General features: G+C 37.2%; 19 protein-coding genes, 1 pseudogene and 1 other annotated feature. Of the genes and pseudogenes, 3 read left to right on the top strand and 17 right to left on the bottom strand.

Features of this window, described 5'->3' with window-relative positions; genetic code table 11:
* Positions 1 to 50: 50 nt before the first annotated feature.
* The 5 genes and pseudogenes from ACMZ42_RS10795 to rpmG form a co-directional block, all read right to left on the bottom strand.
* A pseudogene (locus ACMZ42_RS10795) lies at positions 51 to 811 on the bottom strand (transposase); the annotation flags it as partial.
* Positions 812 to 1,099: 288 nt separating this feature from the next.
* Positions 1,100 to 2,995 (bottom strand): LTA synthase family protein, encoded by a 1,896-nt coding sequence (locus tag ACMZ42_RS10790; protein WP_415731447.1) that lies wholly within the window; start codon positions 2,993 to 2,995, stop codon positions 1,100 to 1,102.
* Positions 2,996 to 3,276: 281 nt separating this feature from the next.
* A complete protein-coding gene (locus ACMZ42_RS10785; protein ID WP_049663926.1) occupies positions 3,277 to 3,486 on the bottom strand; it encodes a YqgQ family protein in 210 nt (69 codons plus the stop codon).
* Position 3,487: 1 nt separating this feature from the next.
* Positions 3,488 to 4,072 (bottom strand): 5-formyltetrahydrofolate cyclo-ligase, encoded by a 585-nt coding sequence (locus ACMZ42_RS10780; RefSeq protein ID WP_370081618.1) that lies wholly within the window; start codon positions 4,070 to 4,072, stop codon positions 3,488 to 3,490.
* Between the two features lie 62 nt (positions 4,073 to 4,134).
* The gene (rpmG, locus tag ACMZ42_RS10775) at positions 4,135 to 4,284 is read right to left on the bottom strand and encodes a 50S ribosomal protein L33 (protein WP_008408521.1); all 150 of its coding nucleotides are present in this window, start codon (positions 4,282 to 4,284) and stop codon (positions 4,135 to 4,137) included.
* Positions 4,285 to 4,434: 150 nt separating this feature from the next.
* Here rpmG and ACMZ42_RS10770 point away from each other — a divergent pair, with 150 nt between their 5' ends.
* Positions 4,435 to 4,887, top strand: a complete 453-nt coding sequence (locus tag ACMZ42_RS10770) for a hypothetical protein (protein ID WP_370081616.1) — start codon at positions 4,435 to 4,437, stop codon at positions 4,885 to 4,887.
* A gap of 3 nt (positions 4,888 to 4,890) precedes the next feature.
* Positions 4,891 to 5,388 (top strand): hypothetical protein, encoded by a 498-nt coding sequence (locus ACMZ42_RS10765; RefSeq protein ID WP_415731445.1) that lies wholly within the window; start codon positions 4,891 to 4,893, stop codon positions 5,386 to 5,388.
* 87 nt (positions 5,389 to 5,475) lie between these two features.
* On the opposite strand, the gene ACMZ42_RS10760 is transcribed toward ACMZ42_RS10765, so the two are convergent.
* The 10 genes from ACMZ42_RS10760 to ACMZ42_RS10715 all read right to left on the bottom strand — a co-directional run bounded on the left by ACMZ42_RS10760 (position 5,476) and on the right by ACMZ42_RS10715 (position 15,257).
* The gene (locus ACMZ42_RS10760; protein ID WP_415731444.1) at positions 5,476 to 6,048 is read right to left on the bottom strand and encodes an anthranilate synthase component II; all 573 of its coding nucleotides are present in this window, start codon (positions 6,046 to 6,048) and stop codon (positions 5,476 to 5,478) included.
* On the bottom strand, positions 6,045 to 7,430 hold the full coding sequence (gene trpE, locus ACMZ42_RS10755) for an anthranilate synthase component I (protein ID WP_415731443.1): 1,386 nt from the start codon (positions 7,428 to 7,430) through the stop codon (positions 6,045 to 6,047). Before trpE ends, ACMZ42_RS10760 begins: the two co-directional genes overlap by 4 nt.
* Before the next feature lie 160 nt (positions 7,431 to 7,590).
* Positions 7,591 to 7,864: a binding site (T-box leader), on the bottom strand.
* A gap of 39 nt (positions 7,865 to 7,903) precedes the next feature.
* Positions 7,904 to 8,974: a mechanosensitive ion channel family protein gene (locus ACMZ42_RS10750; protein ID WP_415731442.1), complete on the bottom strand. Its 1,071-nt coding sequence runs from the start codon at positions 8,972 to 8,974 to the stop codon at positions 7,904 to 7,906.
* Positions 8,975 to 9,047: 73 nt separating this feature from the next.
* A complete protein-coding gene (locus ACMZ42_RS10745; protein WP_370081610.1) occupies positions 9,048 to 9,920 on the bottom strand; it encodes a hypothetical protein in 873 nt (290 codons plus the stop codon).
* 673 nt (positions 9,921 to 10,593) lie between these two features.
* Positions 10,594 to 11,253, bottom strand: a complete 660-nt coding sequence (phoU, locus tag ACMZ42_RS10740) for a phosphate signaling complex protein PhoU (protein WP_415731441.1) — start codon at positions 11,251 to 11,253, stop codon at positions 10,594 to 10,596.
* A gap of 13 nt (positions 11,254 to 11,266) precedes the next feature.
* Entirely contained in the window at positions 11,267 to 12,100 is an 834-nt protein-coding gene (gene pstB / locus ACMZ42_RS10735) for a phosphate ABC transporter ATP-binding protein PstB (RefSeq protein ID WP_415731439.1), read from the bottom strand.
* 12 nt (positions 12,101 to 12,112) lie between these two features.
* Positions 12,113 to 12,991: a phosphate ABC transporter permease PstA gene (pstA, locus tag ACMZ42_RS10730; RefSeq protein ID WP_415731438.1), complete on the bottom strand. Its 879-nt coding sequence runs from the start codon at positions 12,989 to 12,991 to the stop codon at positions 12,113 to 12,115.
* 1 nt (position 12,992) lies between these two features.
* Positions 12,993 to 13,940 (bottom strand): phosphate ABC transporter permease subunit PstC, encoded by a 948-nt coding sequence (pstC, locus tag ACMZ42_RS10725; protein WP_415731437.1) that lies wholly within the window; start codon positions 13,938 to 13,940, stop codon positions 12,993 to 12,995.
* Between the two features lie 64 nt (positions 13,941 to 14,004).
* The gene (locus ACMZ42_RS10720) at positions 14,005 to 14,979 is read right to left on the bottom strand and encodes a PstS family phosphate ABC transporter substrate-binding protein (protein ID WP_415731436.1); all 975 of its coding nucleotides are present in this window, start codon (positions 14,977 to 14,979) and stop codon (positions 14,005 to 14,007) included.
* A 17-nt stretch (positions 14,980 to 14,996) separates the two neighbouring features.
* The gene (locus ACMZ42_RS10715) at positions 14,997 to 15,257 is read right to left on the bottom strand and encodes a hypothetical protein (RefSeq protein ID WP_415731435.1); all 261 of its coding nucleotides are present in this window, start codon (positions 15,255 to 15,257) and stop codon (positions 14,997 to 14,999) included.
* Between the two features lie 141 nt (positions 15,258 to 15,398).
* Here ACMZ42_RS10715 and ACMZ42_RS10710 point away from each other — a divergent pair, with 141 nt between their 5' ends.
* Positions 15,399 to 15,593 (top strand): hypothetical protein, encoded by a 195-nt coding sequence (locus tag ACMZ42_RS10710; RefSeq protein ID WP_415731434.1) that lies wholly within the window; start codon positions 15,399 to 15,401, stop codon positions 15,591 to 15,593.
* A 136-nt stretch (positions 15,594 to 15,729) separates the two neighbouring features.
* On the opposite strand, the gene ACMZ42_RS10705 is transcribed toward ACMZ42_RS10710, so the two are convergent.
* A complete protein-coding gene (locus ACMZ42_RS10705) occupies positions 15,730 to 17,934 on the bottom strand; it encodes a peptidoglycan D,D-transpeptidase FtsI family protein (protein WP_415731433.1) in 2,205 nt (734 codons plus the stop codon).
* Between the two features lie 398 nt (positions 17,935 to 18,332).
* Positions 18,333 to 18,938 (bottom strand): superoxide dismutase, encoded by a 606-nt coding sequence (locus ACMZ42_RS10700; RefSeq protein ID WP_402869611.1) that lies wholly within the window; start codon positions 18,936 to 18,938, stop codon positions 18,333 to 18,335.
* Positions 18,939 to 18,960 lie beyond the last annotated feature (22 nt).

Raw genomic sequence — 18,960 nt, 5'->3', positions numbered from 1 at the left:
TAGACAGAAAAAAGAGCAGCCTCCATTCGAGGCTGCTCTTTTTCTATCGTTTTAATTTCACTATTCTTCGCTTCTACTTTGTAGCGATTTGCGGCTAATTGCTTAAAAGCTTTTGTATTTTGAAATGCCTCTTGTTCGGCACGTGTATCCGACTTAATTGTGACAGAATACGTTTTACTTTTTGCGCCTTCTTTATAGCAGCCCTCTCTCATAGAACATGCTTTGCATTTTTCAATATCAAAATAATATGTCTGACTTTGACTCTTACTCGTTCTTTTTTACCCGTACATGCTTTTCTTGTCGCGAGATGGCCGGCCTTACAAACAAACATTCCAGCATCTTTATTAAACTCAAACTTGTCTTCTTCTTTTCGTGGTCCTTGTGTAAGAATAGGATTCAACTTTGCCACAAGGGCGATTTTCTCTTCTTTAGTATATTCGATATTTGCCTTTTCAGAGTAAGCTGCGTCTCCAATAACTGTATTAATTTTCATACCTGCTTGTGTGCTTTTTTCAATTAATTCTTGAAGATATTTCCATCGCTTTTTTCACCTGTTGTAATGGACAGCCGCTGTAATAATACGTTCATCACTCATCGCGATATGTGTCTTGTACCCAAAGAAAGAAGATTCCACCGTCTTATGCCCTTTTCGAGCATCCGCATCAGAAAAGTAATTTAGATGTTCTTGAAAATCTTCTACGACTTCTTTTAAGACATTCAACTTCTCTTTGACAGCCGGTATTTGTGCAATTTGTGGTTCCTTTTCAATGACTGAAATGACTCCCTTACAGTAAGCTAATTGATCCTTCACAAGGGAAGCGTGACTAAAATAATAGTATGATACATTGCGTTGTTTGGAGAAGCATCGCTCGACTCCTGCGGGAAAGCGTGACAGACGAGACCCCGCACGAAGCGAAGCGTAGGAGGAGGCTCGGCGCTCGCCCGCGGAAAGCGAGCGGAATGCTTCGGAAAACAACAGTAGAGTCACAGTGCCAAATGAAAAAAGCGAGGTATTCAACGATTTAATCGTTGAATACCTCGCAATGTGAGAGATATGGACTTTTTCAGTGCCATCCATTAAATGAGATCTCACTTTTTGTTACTTGGCTACCCCTTGCTTCAAGTTACCTGTCTTTTGGTCATAGAAGCGGAGTAAATCACCGTTAATGATGGTATCCGAATTCTCAAGTTCTTTCGTAGCTCGATCAGCGTATGGCTGACATGGCTCACCATCAATTTCTTCGCCAGTTGCTTTGTCATAACAAGCTTCACCAGCATATACATATTTATCTGTTACAAAACGACCGTCGCGGAAAATAACGAAGTCTTCATGCTCTGGTGAGAATAGGTCTGCACCAAGCTGCATATCTTTTGAAGTTTCAACACCAAGAAGGTGTAAAATTGTTGGACGTAAATCCATTTGTCCAGAAACCTCTGTCATTTCTTTACCGTCACCTGATCCAGGGATATGGATGAATAACGGTACTTCTTGTAGCAGTGCATTATCAAATGGTGTAATGCTTTCTTTTCCTAAATATTGAGCCATCGCTTTGTTATGGTTTTCTGAAATACCGTAATGGTCACCATACATTACAATAATAGAGTTATCATATACACCTTGATCTTTTAAACCTTGGAAGAAGTCTTTAAGAGCTTCATCCATATAACGAACTGTTTGGAAATAACGATTTAATGTACCTGAGTTTGACGTATATTCAGGAATCATTACATCTTCCGGGTCCAATGTGAATGGATAATGGTTCGTTAAAGTAATTAGTCGAGAATAGAATGGCTGTGGCATATCTTTCATTAATGCTGCAGATTGCTCTACGAATGGGATATCTTTCATACCCCAGTTAACAGCTTGCCCTTCACCAATCTTATATGAATCTATGTCATAGAATTTATTAATGTGTAATGATTGATACATCATGTCACGGTTCCAGAATGATTTATTATTCGGATGCATGACATTTGTAAAGTAGCCATTATCACCAAGACGCTCAGCCATTGAGTTATACGTATTTCCACCATGTGTGAAGAATACCGCACCTCGACCTAAGCCGAACAATGAGTTTTCTGTAATAAACTCTGAGTCAGAAGTTTTCCCTAATCCAGTTTGGTGATAGAAGTTACTGAAATAATACGTATCTTTATCTTTTGTTAAAGAGTTTAAGAATGGTGTAATTTCATGACCATCCATTTGGTTATTAATCACAAAGTTTTGTAAAGACTCCATTGATACAACAATCAAATTACGACCCTTGTATTTACCAAACATTTGAGGGTTAACTGCTGCTTGATTAGAACGAATATAGTTGTTCACTTCTACTAATTCACTGCCATCCGCTAATGCACGTTGAGCAGAAGATTTTGATTGAATATAAATGTCATATAAATGGTAGTTATAAGTACCGATGTTTTTTACAAGTAATTCACGATCAAAGCTACGTGTTAACAATTGTGGACGCTCTGTTTCAGCTAATCCTAAGTTTAAGAACGACACAGCAATCGCTAATACGAAGTACGCACGACGGAATTCCACGTTTACTTTTACTGCATTTTTCATCATAGGCAAATATTTATTAGCTAAAATTAGAATAAGTACGTCAACGAAATATAATAAATCCCAAGGGCTAACAATCGCTGCTACTGAAGTTCCTAAATCACCAAAGTTATTTGTTTGGAATAATACCGGTAATGTAATAAAGTCGTTGTAGAAACGATAGAACGCGACATTCCCGTATAAGACGATTGACATAATAACACTGACAGTTATTATATACCGACTTTTAACTTTTGGCGATTTAAAGAATAATGATATACCATAAGCAAATAGTACGAAGCTTAATGGATTAATAAACAAAATAAATTGTTGCATCGCATTTTCGATTTTCATCTCAAAGCTTGTGTGATAAACAATGACCGTTTTTATCCAAGTTGCTACAATTGCTAGTATCATAAATGAATGTTTAGGCCACTTTATTGATTTCATCCCTAACATCCTCCCTACTTTCTTACAAAAAAATAATATTTTTAACAATTTGTTACTGAAACAAAATATATCTTAATCCATTTTTTACAGATAATCAATAGATATATTTTTGGAAAAACTGTGCTCCTTGTTCGTACATGGGCCGGATAGTAATATATACGTTTTCGTTTGTAAAAAGTTTCGTAAATCATAAAAACAGTGGAAAACCACTGTTTTTTTAAGAATATTACATACATGTTACATTATCTTTACAATACCACAAATGAATTATATTTAAAACATTACTGATTATTTTCCTTCATGCGAAGCTTTGTTGTTTCTTGTCGAATTAGTAATAATGCCATTTGGTAATCTTTAATATCTAGTACATTCGCTTTATACAACTCGCGAATTTCATCCTCCATTAACATCAAATCACCAATGGGATCTCGTGTGTAAATATAAGTGCCATATGTTTTTAATAATTCATAAATATCTAACATTTTGTCCATTTTAGTTCGCTCCTCGTTGTGTTACACAGTCAATACGCTTTGTCGGTGTCACAATGATATCTACTGGGCAATCGTGCACTTCTGTAGGTACTCGTTCATATAGCTGCTCATTAAATAGCAGAGACATGAGCTTACCCTTTTTATAGTTTAATACATAGCGATCATAATAACCACCGCCATAGCCTATTCGATAGCCGAACTTATCAAAAACAACTCCTGGAACAAGTATGACGTCCATTTCATTTGCGTCAACAAACTCACACTTCTCTGGAATTGGCTCACGCAAATGCATATAAACAGTTTCTAGCTGGGCAAACGAGTCAATGGCGTAAAATAACATTTCTCTTGTTTTTGAGTTACATTTAGGCACAGCGACTTTTTTACCAAGTTGCCATAGTTCTTCTATTAATTGAATTGTGTCGACTTCTGGCTTATTGGAAATGGTAATGCCAATTGTAGTTGCTTCTATTATATATGGTTCCTGTAGCACTTTTTTTACTACAGCATTTGATTGATCGTGGTAAGCTACTTCGCTCATTTTCGCAAGAGCTTCCTTTACCTCGTTCCGTAAAGTTGTTTTATCCATGCTAAGCTACCTCCTAAAATGTAGAAAGCCAAAACCACAAGTGGTTTTGGCTTAATGAGCGATTACTTAGTTTCACGGTGAAGAGTGTATTTCTTCTCGCGAGAGCAATATTTTTTAAGTTCAAGACGCTCTGGATTGTTACGCTTGTTCTTTTTAGAAATGTAGTTACGTTCGCCGCAATCTGTGCAAGCTAAAGTAATGTTTACGCGCATTATTAACCCTCCCACTCTATATCAAGAATTTAAATTTTGAGCATGATTTATACGACTAACCTATTATAACATAAAACAAAAAAAAATCTACCTTCATTTCATATTAAGTTTGCATATGGTAAAATACCTTATAATTACATACTTAATGAGGTGAAACTATTGGATTTATCCATCATACTTATGATTGTAGGGATTCTCCTAATTATTACTTCGTTCTTTTTCAAAAATAGCGCGAAAAAGGTCGAACAAGATGTAGAGGAGCTATCCATCTCTATTTTTCAAGAAACAAATAATTTAAAACGTCGTCTGAAAATTGTTGAGGAAGAGCTGTTATTAGAGCCAGAGTTTCAGGTTAAATCACCGTCAGCGCAAAATAACGCTATATCAGATCCAAAGGTTCAACAAGTTATGCAAGCTGTTCAACAGGCTGCTCAGGCATCGAAAACAGGACAAGCTGCTCCAAAAACGAAACCTATACATCAAATTATTGTAAGTCAGGTGCTTGAACTAAATAAGCAAGGTCTTTCTGTAGCAGATATCAGTATTCGTTCAAATTTAACTGAAGAGCAAGTCCGCCAAGTAATTGCAAACGGAGGTCGGTAATTCATGAATATGTCCGCTATCCGTGCATTTGGCATTGCGCTTTTTCTTATCGGAGCTTTGCTATCTTTAGCTGCGCGTTTCGATCTTAATATCGGTCTTCCAACTAAAACTTCCCCAAATACAGAAAATGTAGAGGAGTTGCAAAAAAAGCTCGAACAGGCAAATAAAGAAATTGCATTGTTAAAGGAACAAGCTAAGCAAGCTTCAAAGGAAACTAATCAGAAGACAGATACACCTAAAACAACGACTAAAGAAAATCATAAATCGGCAGATGCACCGGCAAAAGATACAACTATGACACTCCAAATATACAGCGGTATGGAACCATTTATTGTGGCACAAAAGCTTGAAAATGGTGGCGTCATCGAAAATAGTGTTGAAATGGAACTGCTCCTTGCTAACCCTAAATACGCGCGAAGCTTACAAATTGGCTCTTACGAAGTCAATTCTTCGATGTCTTTAGAGGAAATTGCAAAATTGATTACAGGGAAAAAGCAATAATATTACCATCCTATTTCATATAAAAATGGCTGTCATCAAATAATCACAACTACTGATTTTTGATGCCAGCCTTTTTAATTTAAGAAATTAAGAAATTTGTTCTAAGAAAGCTCGCATCATTATACTGCCCTCTTTTGTTCCAATGGATTCTGGATGAAATTGCAGCCCAAAGAGTGGGTATTCTTTATGTTGAATCGCCATAATTTCACCATCATCACTGGACTTTGCTAAAATATTAAAATCCTCATGCAACGTGCTTTGCTCAATGATGAGAGAATGATAACGCATTACTTCGATTTTACCGTCTAACTGAGCAAATAAGCCTGTTTTTTCATATTGAATTGTCGATAATTTTCCATGCATTATATTTTTAGCTTGAACTATGTTTCCTCCAAATGCTTGCCCTATCGATTGGTGCCCAAGACAAATGCCCAAAATCGGAAACTTCGTATAAAGCTCTTTGACAACATCCACTGTTATTCCTGCATCAATTGGCGTACCTGGGCCAGGCGATAAAATAATGGCTTCAGGTTGCATTTTCTGAATGTCTTCAATTGTTATTTCATCATTACGTACTACTTTTACATCTTTCCGAAGCATTCGTATTTGCTGAAATAAATTATATGTGAATGAATCATAGTTATCGATCAGTAAAATCATTTTTTTACCTCCAATAGCGCGCGAGCTTTATTTAGCGTTTCCTCGTATTCAGACAAAGGCACCGAATCGTAAACAATACCTGCACCTGCTTGCACATGGGCACGATGATCCTTTATGATCATTGTTCGAATGGCTAGAGCTAAATCCATATCCCCTGTAGCAGAAATATAGCCCACTGCACCTGCATAGACACCACGTTTCACAGGCTCGAACTCATTGATTAGCTGCATAGCGCGGATTTTCGGCGCACCTGATACTGTACCAGCAGGTAAGCAAGCTCGAAGAACATCCAAGACATGTACATCATCACGTAATTCGCCGATAACCTCTGATACAATATGCATAACATGTTTATATCGCTCAATACTCATATATTTTATCAGCTTCACTGAACCCACTTTGGCAATACGTCCAAGATCATTACGCCCTAAATCCACTAGCATACGATGTTCAGCAATTTCTTTGTCATCATTTAATAAACCTTCCGCGATCGCATTATCCTGCTCCACTGTTTTACCTCTTGGCTTCGTACCAGCAATAGGATTAGTCGTTACCTTTCGATCCTTCACCTTAACGAGACTTTCAGGAGATGTTCCTAAAATGGTATACGTTCCGAAATCCATATAGAACATATAAGGTGAAGGATTAGAAGTACGTAATTGACGGTATAAAGCGAAAGGATTTCCTGTATATGGTGAAGTGAAGCGTTGTGATAAAACAATTTGGAAAATATCACCCTTCCGAATATGCTGTTTTGCACGTTCAACTAGTGCTACAAAATTTTCTTTGGCGATCATCGGTCTGAAATCTAGCTCTCCAAACGTCGTGTCGTCAAACGTTGTTCCAGCATATAGCTGCTCCTTCATCATAGAAATAGCCAATTCCATCGCTTCAAGAGAACGTCCTTCATCAAATAAATCGATTGCCGCTAGTGTGATCTCTTGCTTTAAATGATCAAAAACGATAAATGTATCATAGAAAAAGATATGGACATCCGGCATTTCTAAATCATCCTGCAAGTATTCACCTATTTTTTCTGTATAAAATGCTGTTTCATAACCAAAGAATCCAATTGCTCCTCCAAAAAAGGCGAACGGATACTGTGCCTTATGCAATGGCATTACTTGCTGTAATTTTACTAATACATTGGTGCTCGATTTTTCTGTTTCTCCACCTTTGGAAAAAGAATAACCATTCCTATCTCCAATAAGTTCTGCAATTGGGTTGACGGCAATAAACGAGTAACGCCCACTTTCTTCATGCTTCGCAGACGATTCGAAAAGCATCTTATGCTCCCCTTCAAGTGATTGATAAACGGAAATTGGCGTCATCATATCACCCTGTAATGCCTTCATGGCAAACTTTCTAAGCTCAACTGTCATACTCTTTCTCTCCTTTTCTATGCTCTGCTCTTCTACACCAAAATTAATCAATTATGCATTGGCTTAATGGACGCTACCGCTTCGTGAGCATTTCACTTACATAAACATCGCGTCCGGGTTTTGAACATTCGCCAAAGCATATAAAAAGGCCTTCCCATCACAAAAGGACGGAAAAGCCGTGGTGCCACCTTCATTGGTCTTCATCAATTATGCCCCGGCATAATTACATTCAGCTGATGTTTGGATACCCACTGAAAAAGTTAAAAGACCCTCTCTATACCTTATAACGTAGGCGCACGCTAATCCATACTTTATTACTTTATTCAGGATTAGAGCTCCGAAGTCCATTCACTATTTATCTGTACTAGTTTCCACCAACCACTAGCTCTCTATAACAAATAATAATAGCTACTACTCTTCATCAAAGCTGATAACATGTATTCATTGTAAAGTAAAGAAACTAACAATTCAATTTATTTTTTATTACGAAGCCATTCATCTTCAGCTGGATTTGCTAGTATAATATTTAGTTCTTGAAAAATTTGACGGATAGCAAATAAAATATCTTGTCGCACATTTAGCATCTCTGCCGTATCATTTGTTGTCACATAGAAACGCACAAGGACGCGATAAGAGGTTGGATAAAACTCATCTATAAATACATGAATCATTTCTTTTTCTGTTTGAGCATGCAAATAAATTTCTTTTTGAATGGTACTTAAAGCACTTCGTAGTTTTTCCTCTTCATTTTCAGCAGCTACAAATAAAAATTGCTCACATTTTCGTTTTTCTCGTCTCGATAAATTATAGATCGGTCGATTTACCAAATAGGCGTTAGGTACATAAACAAGTCCTTTATCCCCCGTTTGAATTAAAGTACTTCGAAGATTAATATCTTCGATGGTTCCTTCAATTTTTTGGTCCTCCGTTGCTATCCAATCGCCAATTTGAAATGGGTTATCTAATGCGACTGACATCCCACCAAAAACATGTGCTAGTGTATCTCGAATACCAAAAGCAATCGCGACACCAGTTAAGCCAATCCCGGTTAAAAAGCCATTCAAATTAAAATCCCAGAAAGAAGCAATCGTAAACATCGCCAATATCATAATGAGCACTTTTCCTATACGAAGAAAAAAAGGTAACAGGACATTTGGTTCCTCATCGTTATTCAACGGTAGTGGCTGCTTTGTATAATAATTTAAAACATCGTATACGCCTTTGAAGGCAAAAAAGACCATAATAGACAATACAAAATTTTTAGTTGCTACATGTGTAAATAAAAAGATTTCTAATAATATTGATAAGCTGAGTACAATCACTGCAGACATAAATGCATAGCGAATCGCTTTATTAAATTGTGCGAGTACTGTTGCCTGAAAGTTACGCTGACGATTTTTCAGAAATGTAACAGTACGATTAATAACTTTCTTTATAACAAACTGCTGAAAAAGCCAACCAATTACACAAAGTGCAACGGCAATAATAATTTCCATCCACGTTGGGGTTGAAATATTAGGTAATATCCATTTCAATGAATTCAAATTTCATTCTCCTCTAACTACTATGTATATTCACAGAAAAGGAGCCGATCAACAATGACGATCAGCTCCGTTTTTATTGAATTGCATCATCCGCAAAAAAAGCCTTATTAGCAAACCAAAATTGCTGCTCATTAAAATTATGTTCATGCATAGCGATCACCGAAAATTCAGCATGGTACTTACGCTTCATTTCCTCAAGTACAGCCTTCGCTTGCTTTCCAACGAGATGCTGTCCATCAATTGGAGTGCCTTCAGTAAAAATAATAATATCCGCTTCTGTACAATGTTGATTTTCTTGAAGCAAGCCCTTTACAAAATGGAGCACAGGCAGGACCGCAGCTTCTCCCTTTGCCTTATAATCAATAAAATCCTTAAAATCAGATAAATTTAAATGCCCGTCTTCAAATCGAAAATGTACATGAACTTGACAGTCATATGGAACGATATATAAATCTCGACGTTCACGGTGCGCGCTCATAAATAACGGTAAAATTATGCTTTTACAAAGCTCAGAATATGCCGCCATACCAGTTGTTTGCTCAAGGCAGATTATAATTGGACCTGTTTCTTTTTTATATTCATCAAACGGAACATATAGGATATTTCCTTTTTTTATTGTTTGACGATTAAGCTTTCGACGCCTAGCTACCTGTCGCTTTCGCTCATAATACAAGCGCTGCTCTTTTCCATTAGCCAATCGTTCAGCTTGCTCAACAGCTGGTATATTTTCATAAATTTCATGCATGATATCTGCCAATTCAAGTGCAAATGCTGCCATATTTCGTAAGGTTTCACTCTTGTAAAAAAAATCTATAAAAAAATGTTGTTCCTTGTTACTTAATTCCTCAAGATGTAAGTTTTCATAAAGAAAACGTAAAAAGTCACATTGTTCTGACGTAAATTCCAGATTAAATTTCTCTAAGAGTGATTCTACAGTGTCTTTCACGAAGCAGCACCTCCTCAGCACATTTTTTCGGATAATGTCTATAGTATAACCAAAATAATTTTTTGACAATACAATAACGTATGCAGTATTTTGACGCTATTTTTATTAATAATGTTGCTGTTAATTAATCATGTCTTGAAAACTATTATGCCTATGAAATTAAGGTATCCTATTAAATAAAATATGGCACTTAAGTAAAACGAGTGTTTGATTTCCGTTCCGGCTGGGCGCTTTGTTGCTGACGCTTCGCTTTCGCACAGATAAAACATTTGCCGCTGACACTTCGCTTTCGCACAGAGCAGAGCTTCCTAGGGGCGTCCGATGAGCCGCTTCACTCGCGTCGCTCGCTCCAGGGTCTCAGGCCAACACGATGTTGGTCACGAAGGAGTCGCCCAGCCTCCACTCCAATCAAACACTCTGCATAGTATGTATCTTTTGGCATGTCAGTCATTCTAATTTATAGTGATAAAACACAACTTCAGCAAGATGTTTTTTGTGCGAAAACGTTGAGGCCCAGCAATAGTATAAGTGGGGGAAACGGCTCGGCGTCACCTGCAGGAAATCGAGTAGCAAGGAAACACCCTCATTTAAAGTACCACCACATTTACAAAGATTTCTTTGACCATTTGTTTTTAACAATATAAAAAAGAGCCTATAATCGGCTCTTCTCTTACTAATTATTTAATTCATAATGTTTACCTTTGACTAAGTAAAATAAGTGTTCAGCAATATTTGTTGCATGGTCAGCTGAGCGCTCTAAAAATCGGCAAACAAAGGTTAAGTGTGTAATTTGAGAAATATGTGCTGGATTTTCAGCTCCTGCGCGCATCAATAGCGTAATTGTCGCTCCATATAAATCATCGACGTAATCATCTAGTTCAGCAATTTCCTTGGCATGAACAGTATCTTCCTCTGTAAAAGCTTTGATAATACTCTCTAGCATTTCTACAGTCTTGTTACACATCGTTTGCAAATTTGTTGTAGGAAATACAAGTGGTTCTTTGCCAATTCGAATTGTCTCTTTGGCAATATTCACTGCATAGTCCCCAACTCTCTCCATATCAGATGCTGCTTTGACAAGCACCATGAGACGACGTAAATCAGTAGCTACAGGCTGCTGCTTAGCAATCATTAAAATAACACGATCATTGATTTCTTCTTCAAGACGATTGATGATTAAATCGTCCTCAAGAATCTTCAAGGATGTCTCTAAATCCTGATTTAATAATGCTTCAAAAGCTATTTTAAGAGCGTTGATACTACTATTGGCTATCTCGATAAATTGTTCTTGGACTTCTTTTAATTCCTGTTCAAAACGTTCACGTACTACCATCTACTGCTCCTCCTTAACCGAAACGGCCTGAAATATAATCTTCAGTACGTTGATCTGCTGGTGTTTGGAAGATAACGTCTGTTTTATCGTATTCAACAACCTCTCCACTTAGGAAAAATGCTGTACGATCTGAAATTCGTGCTGCTTGTTGCATATTATGTGTCACGATAATAATTGAATAATCTTTTTTCAGCTCTTGTACAAGCTCCTCGACTTTTAATGTAGAAATCGGATCAAGTGCAGATGTTGGTTCATCCATTAAAATAACATCTGGTTCAATCGCTAAACAACGCGCCATACAGATTCGTTGTTGCTGACCACCTGATAAACCATATGCATTTTGATTTAAGCGATCTTTTACTTCATCCCAAATGGCCGCACCGCGTAAAGATTTTTCGACAATCTCATCAAGAATCTTCTTATTTTTGATGCCATGGATACGTGGACCATATGCAATATTATCGTAAATAGACTTTGGGAATGGGTTTGGCTTCTGGAATACCATCCCTACTCGAGTACGTAATTCCTCGACAGTATAGCTTTTATCTAAAATATTACGCTCACGATATACTATTTCCCCTGATGTTCGAACACCTGGCACAAGCTCTACCATTCTATTTAAAGTTTTTAAATAAGTAGATTTCCCACAACCTGAAGGGCCAATTATAGCTGTCACTTCATTTTCATAGATGCTTAAATTGATGTCTTTTAATCCATGATGATCACCGTACCACAAATTTAAATTACGTGTATCATATACTACTTTTTTGGCAACATCAGGAGATAGCTTTGTATCCGTATGAATTGGTTTGACAATTGATTTTTCCTCTTTAATACCCAGTACCATAAGGTCACCTCATTAATAACGTTTTTGGAATTTATTTCGAATAAAGATGGCAATAGAATTCATCAGTAAAAGTACTATCATAAGCACTAAAATACCAGCCGCAGCTACACTTTGAAATGCCTCTTGCGGACGCTTTGCCCAATCATAAATTTGCATTGGTAAAGCGGTGAATTGACTCAATAAACCATTCGGTAAAAACTGTAAAATAACAGGGACCCCAATAACAACAAGTGGTGCTGTTTCCCCAATAGCACGAGACAATGCTAATATGCTTCCTGTTACAATCCCAGGGATGGCTGCTGGTAGTACAACATGCATAATCGTTTGCCACTTCGTTGCGCCCATACCATATGAAGCTTCTCGTTGCTCATTTGGTACTGCACGAATCGCCTCCTGTGCCGCAACAATAATAACTGGTAAAATTAACAAACTCATTGTTAAGCCGGCTGCTAAAACACTTTTCCCTAGTCCCATCATTCGAACGAAAATGGTTAACCCGAGTAAACCAAAAACAATAGAAGGTACACCTGATAGGTTAGAGATATTCATACGAATAAAGTCATTTAATCTATTTTTCTTTGCATATTCCTCTAAATAAATTGCAGTCCCTACACCTAAAATAATGGACACAGGAGCAACAACTGCCATCAGCCAAAGAGAGCCTACTAATGCTGTCTTTATACCCGCTTTATCTGCAAAACGTGAAGCAAAATTTGTTAAGAAATCCATCGATAAAGAGCCGACGCCTTGTGTCAAAATACGGTAAAGCAAAATAGCTAATGTCACTAATGCAAAGGCAGTTGCTAGGAAAAATAAAATTTTCCAGATTTTGTTGAATGCAATACGCTTTGTCATTCGTTTCATGACGACCGTGTCATCAATATAGCGCATGTTAGTAAACCTCCCTGAAGCGTTTCGAAATATAGTGAGCGACTAAATTCATCACTAATGTAAAGATAAATAATGTGAATCCAACTGCATAAAGAGAGTAATAGATCGTCGTACCATAACCAGCATCACCTGTTGAAACTTGTACAATATAGGCAGTCATCGTTTGAACAGAGTCTAACACATTGAAATCAAATTTAGGTGTAGATCCACCAGCAAGTGATACAATCATTGTTTCTCCAATTGCCCGGGAAATAGCGAGAACAACCGAAGCGACAATACCTGATAATGCAGCTGGTAAAACTACTTTAATAGATACTTCAAACTTCGTTGCCCCAAGAGCTAAAGCCCCTTCACGCATACTATTCGGAACAGATGACATCGCATCCTCTGAAAGTGACGTAATCATCGGTAAAATCATAATCCCAACAACAATCCCTGGACTTAACGCATTGAAAAGTTTCAATCCTGGAATAATTTGCTGTAATAATGGTGTCACAAATGTTAATGCGAAGAATCCATATACGATAGTTGGTATCCCTGCTAACACCTCTAAAACAGGTTTAACAATACGTCTTGTTTTTTCACTTGCATACTCACTTAAATAAATTGCTGAACCAATTCCAAATGGTACCGCTACTACCGCAGCAATTAGCGTGATTTTCATCGTTCCAGCGATTAGTGGTAAAATCCCAAATAACGGTTCCTTTCCTGAAAACGGTAGCCACTGTGTACCAAATAGGAAATCCGTAATCGAAACACGTTTAAAGAATTCAAACGTTTCAAAAATAAGGGTGAAAACAATGCCAAATGTCGTCAATATGGAGATAAGAGCTGCAGAAAATAATAGAGCTGGCATGGCTTTTTCCACTATTTTCTTAGTTTTATGATTGCGCGATTTTGCAATTAATTGCTGCACAGATGATGTCTTGTTTTCTTTTTGAGAAACCATTGGGAACTCCTTTCAAATAAGAGAGGGAAAGAGCATACATCTCTTTCCCTCTATGCATGTCTACTTATTTTAAGCCTTCTAAAGTTTTTAAAGCTTCTTTATACTTTTCTTCAGGCAGACTGACATAACCTACTGCGTCTGCCATTTCTCCTGCGTTTTCAAGTGTAAATTTCATGAAATCATATGCCGCTTCGCTCTCTTTTATAACACTATTTTTTACATATACGAATAATGGTCGGGAAAGTGGTTTGTATTCACCAGATTCAATTGTTTTATTATTTGGCTCAACGCCATCTACTTTTACAACCCCTAATTTATCTTTATTTTCTAGATAATAAGCGTAACCAAAGAAACCAATTGCATTTTTATCAGCTGCTACACCTTGCACAAGGATATTATCATCCTCTGATAATGTTGCTGACTTTGCTAGATCAGCGCCCTCTAAAATAACTTCATCAAAGTAATCAAACGTCCCTGATACTGTAGGTTTTGCGTAATACACGATTTTTTCGTTTGGCCATGATGGATCAATGTCAGACCATTTTTTTTCTTTACCATCTTCCATCCAAATTTTCTTTAATTGCTCAACTGTTAAATCCTTCGCCCAATCATTTTCAGGATTCACAACTACTGATATACCGTCATATGCTAAAGGAAGCTCTGTATAAGCAATTCCTGCTTTTTCAAGTTTCGCTTTCTCTTCATCTTTTATACTACGAGATGCGTCCGAAAAATCTGTCTCACCTGCGATGAATTTTTCAAAACCACCACCTGTACCAGAAATACCTACCGATACTTTGACATCTGGTTGAGTCCCAGCATACTTTTCTACAACTGCTTCAATAATTGGTGCAACTGTTGACGAACCATCTCCCGTTACAGTCCCTTGCAGTTTTTCGTCAGCAGCGTTTTGTCCTGTGCTAGATGGTGCGTTTGTTTCTGCATTGTTACCTTTTTGTGCAGAGTCGCTACCACATGCCCCAAGCATTAATGCTGACCCCATTACCGCTGTCATCGTTAAGTACTTCCACTTTTTCATCTCATTTGCCTCCGTCACTAACATTTTTTATAGTTATTTGTCTTACAATCTTTACTATAATGATTGAATGTTGAAGTCGTATAAACAGTTCGTAAAAGAGATGTAAAGGAATGTAATGCTTTGTAAATGATTGTAAAGATGAATTTACAAATACCAATTTCGTCTTGGCGTACTTGTTGCTGCCGCTTCGCTTGCGAGTAGAAAAACAATGTAGCTGTCGCTTTGCTTTCGCACAGATGCCTGAGTTCCTCTATTTCAGTAGGTGTTTGGACACCCATTGAAATTGGACCACATCACATTCATCTTCCTCATTCAGAGGTACGAATCCTTTTCTGAATGAAGATAAAACTTGCTTCCTTTTGGAAAGATGCTATAATAAGCAATTGTGTCAGGAAATAATCTATGAGGAGTTTGACTTTGTGATAAAGCATGCAAAAGTACAAAATGCCGATTACTTTAAAACGTATTTAACACTTATTATGGAACATCGTGAATATACTCTACAGGAAGCTGTTGATTTTATGGTAGAGTCTTATTTCTGTAATAATATAGAGCTTTATGGATTAAAACCGAAACAACAATTTGAAATAGCTATTCAACAATTATCTGTATAATAGGTCTTTTATATAAAAATAAATAAAACACGGTATGAAAATGGTGATCTTTCATACCGTGTTTTTTCGCGGGTATTCAATAATACTCTAAAACTGAAAAAAACCGCTAGGCATGTAAATGCACTAGCGGTTTCTCTTATTCTTGCTCATCTTCACCAATTTTGTCATTTGTAATAGCCGGTAAAATTGGTTGTTTTACATTACTTTCAGTCACTTTTTCAGCTTGATATTTTGCTTTTAACTCAAAATATTTATCAACAGCTTCTCGAGCAATAACATTATTATTAGTTAAATGTGCACCTGTGTTAGTCGTCGCCCATGGAATGACAACAGCATAAGCAATTTCAGGATTTTCATAAGGAGCAAAACCAACATGTGTAAAAGTAAGTGTTTGCGTACCATAATACTCTTTTAACGGTCCGAAATACACTACCTCAGCTGTTCCTGTCTTCCCTGCCGCTGTATAAGGTGCATTTGCAAATTGAGCTCGTGCAGTACCATTCGAACCTGTATAAACTAGACGTAATCCTTTTTTTACATAATTTATTTCTTCTATAGGATTATCGATACGATTTAAAATTGTTGGCCCTATTTCAGTCACTAATTGACCTAACTGTTGCCCATCATTTGATGGCTCACGTACCTCTTTCACAACATGTGGCTGAATACGATAGCCGCCATTTGCCACAGTTGAAATATACTGTGCTAATTGTAATGGCGTATACGTATCATATTGTCCAATCGCTAAATCGAGTGTTTTACCACCCATCGTTGGACCAGATGGACCCTCTACACCACTAAATTCATTCGGCAAGTCAATACCTGTTTTTACACCTAAGCCAAATTGTGCATAATTATTACGCATTTTAGGGAATGTATCTTCTTTTAAACGAAGTGGCATCCCATAGCTATATGGTGTTCCATTAATAAGCATAGCAATTTTAAACATATAAACATTTGACGAACGCTCTAGAGCCATTAAGTCATTCATTTGAATATAACCACTTCGGTTAAAAATTGAAGTTTTCGCTTTTGTACTAGCTAATACAATAGGTTCATCTCCCATTGTAGTACCCATTGAAACAACCCCTTGATTATAACCAGTAAGGAGAGTTGCTGCCTTAATTGCCGACCCTGCCTCATAAGCTGTTGTAAAGGTACCATATGAATAATCGACCACTTCATTTTTCCCTGTTTCAGGATTTTTCTCAATCTTCTTACCAACCATTGATAAAATATCGCCTGTATTTGGGTCCATCATTACTAAAAAGGCACGATCAAGTAAACGGGAACCCCCTTGTGATTTTAGCTTAAGTAATTCACGCTCAACAATTTTTTCAGTTTCTAATTGGAGCTCACTATCAAGTGTCAGTTTTAAATCTTTACCAGGCTCACCTTCATAGGTCGTAATGGTATCGACTACTTGCCCTTTTTTATTCGTAATATTTTTAACAACTGATTTTTGCCCTTGCAGTAAATCTTCATATTGCGCTTCAATATAACTTTCACCAACACGGTCATTTCGTGAATAATCACGAGCTAAATAATAATTCAGCTTTTCTTTCGGAATCCCTTTTGCTGGTACTGTTGTGCGTCCTAAAATAGCGAGTGATGATAATTTCAAACGCTTCCAGTCAGTTGTTGTGTTAACGCCTGGTAATTGAGTTAAACGTTCAGAGACACGCGCAAATTCATCGGCAGATACATTTTCACTCTTAATAATTTGCGGTGATAAATTGTATCCTGATACCATCTCTCGATAGATTGCTAGTACTTCTAAGTCTTTTTCTGTCAATTGCAATAATTCTTCGTTTGTGATTCGTTCACGAACAAGTTTATCTATCTGTGCATTGATTTGACTTTCCGTTACATCTTCTTGTGCCCTAATTTTCTTTTTTTCTTTATCTGTTACTTTTGCATAGGCAGCGTCATGATTTTTTATAATCCAAAAATCTTGTTTGTCACGTAATGTAACACGGTTCGTTGGCTGCTCAATTAATTGTGCCAGCTTTTCGGCTATGCCTAGCATATCCTTTGTTGTTGTCGTCGACATTTTTGTATACGTAATGGCATTTTCTGGTTGGTTATCCACTAAAATACGACCGTATCGATCATACATACGTCCCCTTGGCACACTTGTATTGACAGCTACCTCCTCTTTACGCTCTAAATCACGTACATAATCTTCCCCTTTTACGATTTGCATATAGCCAAGTCTAAAAATTAGCATTGAAAATACGAGAAATATAGCAAAGAAAAGGACATTCATACGAAATGTTAAATTAGAGTGATGTTTTGCTTTAACACTTGTCGCGCGATTTTTTCCCGGTGCTTTGCGCATATGTATTCCCCTCCTCATCTAATTACAATTTAAATACACACGATATTTAGTATACCATTTGAAGGTACGACAGGAAAGCATGCACTTGCGAATTTATGTTTTGAAAACATCATTTATTTGACGGCACTTTAAGATGAAAAGTTGCTGTTTTTTATCGATTGCTAGAAAAATAGTTTTTATATTAAAGATTGAGGGGGATGACGGCCATTCGAAGCACTCCAAACCTTCCGGCGACCGCATCCCTTTCAACCCAACCGACTGCCAATTTTTTCAGTTGGCGTTTGGAGCATTCACTCTACCTTTCATTGTATTGAATACCTCAAAGATTATAGAACCAGCAAAAAAGGCTATGCCTCGGTGAGTAATCACCTTTGACATAGCCTTCTATTAAACATTAATTATTTTGCAGCTTGGAATTTAGCTTCTACTACATCCCAGTTTACTACGTTCCAGAATGCACCGATGTAATCTGGACGACGGTTTTGGTAGTTTAAGTAGTAAGCATGCTCCCAAACGTCTAAGCCTAGGACTGGAGTTTTACCTTCCATAACTGGAGAGTCTTGGTTTGGAGTAGATGTAACAGCAACTGAGTCACCATCAACGATTAACCAAGCCCAACCTGAACCGAAGCGAGTTGTAGCAGCTTTTGCAAATTCTTCTTTGAATGCATCGAAAGAACCGAATTTAGCATCGATTGCTTTTGCAACTTCGCCAACTGGAGTTTTTGAACCGCCTGGAGCGATTAATTCCCAGAATAATGAGTGGTTAGCATGTCCGCCACCGTTGTTACGTACAGCAGTTTGTTTGTCAGCTGGAAGAGCATCAATGTTTGCGATAAGATCGTTAATGTCTTTTTCAGCAAATTCAGTGCCTTCTACTGCTGCGTTTAAGTTTGTTACATAAGTATTGTGGTGTTTAGAATGGTGAATTTCCATTGTTTTTGCATCGATATGTGGTTCTAATGCGTCATAAGCGTAAGTTAATTGTGGTAATTCGTAAGCCATTGTTAAGTTCCTCCCTAAAGTA

Origin of the sequence: Lysinibacillus sp. NPDC056185, from assembly GCF_047737915.1 — a bacterium.
Lineage (GTDB): Bacteria > Bacillota > Bacilli > Bacillales_A > Planococcaceae > Lysinibacillus.
Note: the sequence above shows the minus strand (reverse complement) of the source record. Positions and strands in the feature narration are given on the sequence as shown.

What these genes read in the sequence shown, in the direction of transcription:
- ACMZ42_RS10790 (WP_415731447.1), bottom strand. Translation starts at nt 2,995, where the DNA reads ATGAAATCAATAAAGTGGCCTAAACATTCATTTATGATACTAGCAATT.
- ACMZ42_RS10785 (WP_049663926.1), bottom strand. Translation starts at nt 3,486, where the DNA reads ATGGACAAAATGTTAGATATTTATGAATTATTAAAAACATATGGCACT.
- ACMZ42_RS10780 (WP_370081618.1), bottom strand. Translation starts at nt 4,072, where the DNA reads ATGGATAAAACAACTTTACGGAACGAGGTAAAGGAAGCTCTTGCGAAA.
- rpmG (WP_008408521.1), bottom strand. Translation starts at nt 4,284, where the DNA reads ATGCGCGTAAACATTACTTTAGCTTGCACAGATTGCGGCGAACGTAAC.
- ACMZ42_RS10765 (WP_415731445.1), top strand. Translation starts at nt 4,891, where the DNA reads ATGAATATGTCCGCTATCCGTGCATTTGGCATTGCGCTTTTTCTTATC.
- ACMZ42_RS10760 (WP_415731444.1), bottom strand. Translation starts at nt 6,048, where the DNA reads ATGATTTTACTGATCGATAACTATGATTCATTCACATATAATTTATTT.
- trpE (WP_415731443.1), bottom strand. Translation starts at nt 7,430, where the DNA reads ATGACAGTTGAGCTTAGAAAGTTTGCCATGAAGGCATTACAGGGTGAT.
- phoU (WP_415731441.1), bottom strand. Translation starts at nt 11,253, where the DNA reads ATGGTAGTACGTGAACGTTTTGAACAGGAATTAAAAGAAGTCCAAGAA.
- pstB (WP_415731439.1), bottom strand. Translation starts at nt 12,100, where the DNA reads ATGGTACTGGGTATTAAAGAGGAAAAATCAATTGTCAAACCAATTCAT.
- pstA (WP_415731438.1), bottom strand. Translation starts at nt 12,991, where the DNA reads ATGCGCTATATTGATGACACGGTCGTCATGAAACGAATGACAAAGCGT.
- pstC (WP_415731437.1), bottom strand. Translation starts at nt 13,940, where the DNA reads ATGGTTTCTCAAAAAGAAAACAAGACATCATCTGTGCAGCAATTAATT.
- ACMZ42_RS10720 (WP_415731436.1), bottom strand. Translation starts at nt 14,979, where the DNA reads ATGAAAAAGTGGAAGTACTTAACGATGACAGCGGTAATGGGGTCAGCA.
- ACMZ42_RS10715 (WP_415731435.1), bottom strand. Translation starts at nt 15,257, where the DNA reads ATGGGTGTCCAAACACCTACTGAAATAGAGGAACTCAGGCATCTGTGC.
- ACMZ42_RS10705 (WP_415731433.1), bottom strand. Translation starts at nt 17,934, where the DNA reads ATGCGCAAAGCACCGGGAAAAAATCGCGCGACAAGTGTTAAAGCAAAA.
- ACMZ42_RS10700 (WP_402869611.1), bottom strand. Translation starts at nt 18,938, where the DNA reads ATGGCTTACGAATTACCACAATTAACTTACGCTTATGACGCATTAGAA.